Annotated in this window: 3 protein-coding genes, 1 other RNA gene and 1 pseudogene; 3 read left to right on the top strand and 2 right to left on the bottom strand. The window is 38.1% G+C overall.

The annotated features are described in order from the left end of the window. A pseudogene (locus ACR2F7_RS14805) lies at window positions 1-1,242 on the bottom strand (glutamate synthase subunit alpha); the annotation flags it as partial. Window positions 1,243-1,576: 334 nt separating this feature from the next. Between ACR2F7_RS14805 and ffs the strand changes: the two are divergent. Both ffs and fsa read left to right on the top strand, forming a co-directional pair. Then, window positions 1,577-1,676, top strand: an RNA gene (gene ffs / locus ACR2F7_RS14800) — signal recognition particle sRNA small type. A gap of 162 nt (window positions 1,677-1,838) precedes the next feature. Then, complete coding sequence (gene fsa, locus ACR2F7_RS14795; protein ID WP_432714320.1) at window positions 1,839-2,510, top strand: fructose-6-phosphate aldolase; 672 nt, start codon at window positions 1,839-1,841, stop codon at window positions 2,508-2,510. A gap of 50 nt (window positions 2,511-2,560) precedes the next feature. On the opposite strand, the gene ACR2F7_RS14790 is transcribed toward fsa, so the two are convergent. After that, window positions 2,561-3,058, bottom strand: a complete 498-nt coding sequence (locus ACR2F7_RS14790; RefSeq protein WP_432714319.1) for a D-glycero-alpha-D-manno-heptose-1,7-bisphosphate 7-phosphatase — start codon at window positions 3,056-3,058, stop codon at window positions 2,561-2,563. A gap of 103 nt (window positions 3,059-3,161) precedes the next feature. Between ACR2F7_RS14790 and ACR2F7_RS14785 the strand changes: the two genes are divergently transcribed. Next, window positions 3,162-3,370: OPT/YSL family transporter (locus ACR2F7_RS14785; protein ID WP_432714318.1), on the top strand; the 209-nt coding region annotated here is incomplete at its 3' end.

Genomic DNA, 3,370 nt, shown 5'->3' with positions numbered 1-3,370 from the left:
CATTTTACCGGGCGTTAAACGGCCTTTTTCAATGATTTTGCTTTGGTCTAAAGCTAACACACCAGCTTCAGAAGCCATAATGACGCGGTCATCTTCCGTAATGGCATAGCGAGAAGGACGAAGTCCGTTTCTATCCAAAGTGGCACCAATTAAATTACCATCGGTAAAGGCAATTGCTGCTGGTCCATCCCAGGGCTCCATTAAAGTAGCATGGAATTTATAGAAGGCTTGCTTCAATTCATTCATGTCTTCATTACCATCCCAGGCTTCTGGAATTAACATCATCAAGACGTGAGGTAAAGAACGACCAGCATGAAGCAAGAGTTCTACTATATTATCAAGGCAACCAGAATCTGATTGCGTTTCATCAATAACAGGTAATAATATATTAAGCTCTTCGGGGGTAAAACATGGAGAAGCAAAGGATTTTACACTCGCTCTGAACCAGTTAAGGTTACCCTGCAAGGTGTTAATTTCTCCATTGTGTGCAATATAACGGAAAGGCTGAGCCAGTCTCCATGAAGGGAAAGTGTTCGTAGCAAAACGAGAGTGGATTAAACCGAAAGCGGAAACAACACGTTTGTCGCTTAATTCAGTAAAATAAGTTCTCAACTGCATAGATGTTAACTGTCCTTTATATACGATCGTTCTCGAAGAGAAAGAAGCAATATAAAAGTCAGACTGTACACCATTTACTGTATTCGTTATAGTTTTGGTTAGGTAGTTTTTGAATACGTACAATTTTCTTTCGAAATCTGCACCTGCAGCAATAGCATAAGGTCTTGCAATAAAGACTTGTTCCATTTCAGGTTCTACAGACAGCGCCATATCACCGATATCATCAGGATTAGTAAGCACCTTTCTAAAACCTAGCACTTCAAGGCCAAGTTTTTCTGCAGCACGGTAAATAACTTCTCTGCATTCTTCTCTGGCTTTAATGTCTTTTGGTAAAAAGAGCATGCCAACGCCATAGTCGCCGGACTTGTTTAGGCTAAATCCGATCTTTAAGCATTCATCATATAGGAATTCATGAGGAATTTGAATCATTATTCCGGCTCCGTCGCCGGTATTAATCTCCGCACCACATGCACCTCTATGGTCTAGGTTTTCAAGGATGGTAATTGCATCTGAAATGATCTGCTGGGACTTTCTCCCCTTTACATGAGCAACAAACCCGATACCGCATGCATCGTGTTCGTAACGTTGGTCATATAATCCTTGATTGTTTTTTGTGTGGTCCATAAAACTTAAGTGTGTTAAGGACACTAAGATATGCTTTTTGAATTTAATTACAATATTTGCATATATTTTTTTAATTATCGAATTGAATTACTAAGATTACCCAATTTTTTTGGAGAATTAACAATTTAATAGATTGTAATTTGTCATTCTCACAAAGGATTGTTTAACTATATACTGAAATGCGATAAGGATTGCGATTTCTTGAAACAATCATTTAAAATAATTTAAAAATTAATGTCTTCAAAAACAGCGTTTTACGGCTATAGGCGAAGAAATAAGTGAAATAATCTAAAATATCTTTTCGTAATCTGAACTGTTTTGCTACTTTTGTCTCGGGCAAGTCTTTTACGATCAGCTCCCTTTGAACTCCCCCAGGGCGGGAACGAAGCAAGGGTAGAAGGTTGTAGCGGTGCGATAAAAGGAGCTTGCCCATTTTTTACTTTTTCTGATAAAGTAAAAATGGGATTTCTAAAAAACTTATTATAAACTGAATTATTCATGACATGATTGTGCCGTCAAAGCCAACATTTTGTCTAATTTAGCCCTCGTAATAAATTCTGATTTATACATTTAAATAAATTTTCTAAATATATAGTATGAAATTTTTCATTGATACAGCTAATCTTGATCAGATTAAAGAAGCCCAGGAACTTGGTGTTTTAGACGGAGTAACCACTAACCCAAGCTTAATGGCAAAAGAAGGCATTACAGGCGAAGAGAATGTAATTGCACACTACAAAGCTATTTGTGCTATTGTTGACGATAATGTAAGTGCGGAAGTTATCTCCACTACTTATGAGGAAATGATTAAAGAAGGTGAAGCCTTAGCTAAATTAGATCCAAAAATCGTTGTTAAAGTTCCGATGATCAAAGACGGTGTTAAAGCCATCAAATATTTGAGCGGAAAAGGAATCAGAACAAACTGTACGTTGATTTTCTCTGCAGGACAAGCTTTATTGGCAGCAAAAGCTGGCGCTAGCTATGTTTCTCCATTTTTAGGTCGTTTAGACGATATTTCTACTGATGGTTTAGCCTTAATTGAAGATATCAGGTTGATTTTTGACAACTATGAATATCCAACGCAAATTCTTGCCGCTTCTATCCGCGGACCATTGCATATTGTGAGCTGTGCAAAATTAGGCGCAGATGTAATTACGGCACCATTATCAGCTATTACAGCCTTATTGAAACACCCCTTAACAGACAGTGGCTTAGCTACATTTTTAGCTGATCACGCTAAAGCGGCAAAAGCAGCATTAGTAGTCTAATCATTTAGAAGGTGCGCCGGGCTTTATCGCATAGCGCACCTTTCTTTTTTTTAAGCATTCAATACTTCCTTTATTTTCTCGTAACTGATTTGTTCATCAGGTGCAATGAGAATTCCCTTTACCCCTGCCCCATTTCCAGCTTCTACATCCCTGGGTTTATCGCCAATCATAATGGATTGTGCAGGATCAATATCATAAGTAGTAATGGCTTCCAATAACATGCCTGATTTTGGCTTGCGACATTCACAATCTCCGGAAACCGTTGGGTGATGCGGACAATAATAGGCATGGGTAATTTTTGCACCCTGAGCTTCAAATTTATCATACAAGACCTTGTGCATCTCTGCCAGGGTTTCTTCTGTATATCTTCCTTTGGCAATTCCACCCTGGTTGGTGATGATGATGAGCATATAACCTTCATCATAGAGCTTTTTCAAAACGGGGATTTGATATTCTAAAACCTCAAAATCTTCCAATCTGCAGATGTAATCGTAGATCTCATGGTTTAAAACGCCGTCGCGGTCTAAAAATATGGCTTTGTTCTTCATTTATATGCTGTATTTAAGGTGTATGCTGTGTTTATCTTCCTGCGGAATAACCAAAGATGGATATATTGTTTAAAAAATATACCTTTAAAATTATTTATTATTCATGAACGAAGAAGAATTCAAACCATTTGTGCCTGCGGAGAGCAATGTAGCAGAGCTTACCGTAAAATCGATATTACTGGGCTGTATTGCCGGGATTATTTTTGGCGCTGCCACTGTTTATTTAGCTTTAAAAGCAGGCTTAACGGTTTCAGCATCAATCCCAATTGCCGTATTGGCGATTACACTGGGAAAGAAGTTTTTTAAGACGAC

It is taken from the genome of Pedobacter sp. (assembly GCF_045628745.1).
In the GTDB taxonomy this organism is placed as follows: domain Bacteria; phylum Bacteroidota; class Bacteroidia; order Sphingobacteriales; family Sphingobacteriaceae; genus Pedobacter.
Note: the sequence above shows the minus strand (reverse complement) of the source record. Positions and strands in the feature narration are given on the sequence as shown.